The sequence below is a fragment of the Collinsella sp. LCP19S3_F2 genome (genome assembly GCF_052121015.1).
In the GTDB taxonomy this organism is placed as follows: Bacteria; Actinomycetota; Coriobacteriia; order Coriobacteriales; family Coriobacteriaceae; genus Collinsella.
In genome coordinates, this window is the sequence record NZ_JBQKFA010000040.1 from 1 (window position 1) to 506 (window position 506).

General features: G+C 63.4%; 1 protein-coding gene. It reads left to right on the forward strand.

Annotation, left to right across the window (positions count from 1 at the left end; all coding sequences use genetic code 11):
- Window positions 1-99: 99 nt before the first annotated feature.
- A partial coding sequence (locus tag ACTQX9_RS09565) for a hypothetical protein (RefSeq protein ID WP_441541391.1) occupies window positions 100-506 on the forward strand: 407 nt, incomplete at its 3' end.

Below are 506 nucleotides of genomic sequence, written 5' to 3' on the forward strand. Positions count from 1 at the left end.
GCACAAAACAGTCCGGCGGGTTCAAATTTTTCCCAAGCGCGGTGAGATGCCGCGCTCTCGTTCTCTGCCGTGAGATGCGGCAAAGGAGGCTCCAGAATCATGGCGAAAGGTGCTCGTATCCGCTCTGGGCCTATGCCGGACGAGAACTCTGCACGGTCTGATGCTCGCGGCTACAGGCTGGAGGATTTGCCAGCGTCCGGCTATGACGGCCCGGTGCCCGACTTTCCACTGCCCAACGTGACTGATCGTGAGTCTGAGGTATGGGAGTGGGCGTGGCGGACTCCGCAGGCGTGCGCGTGGTCGATGGACGTGTCGGGGTGGCTGGTGCGTTCGGTGGCGATGTGGACTCGGCTGTCTGTCCGGTGTGAGGACGCCACCGTGTCGGCCCCGGTGCTGGGGCAGTTGCATCGTTTCGCTGAGCACATCGGCTTGACGCCTGCTGGTTTGGCAGCTCTGGGGTGGAAGATCACAACCCGCACCGCCTCGTCAGTCGAGGCTGAGGCTGC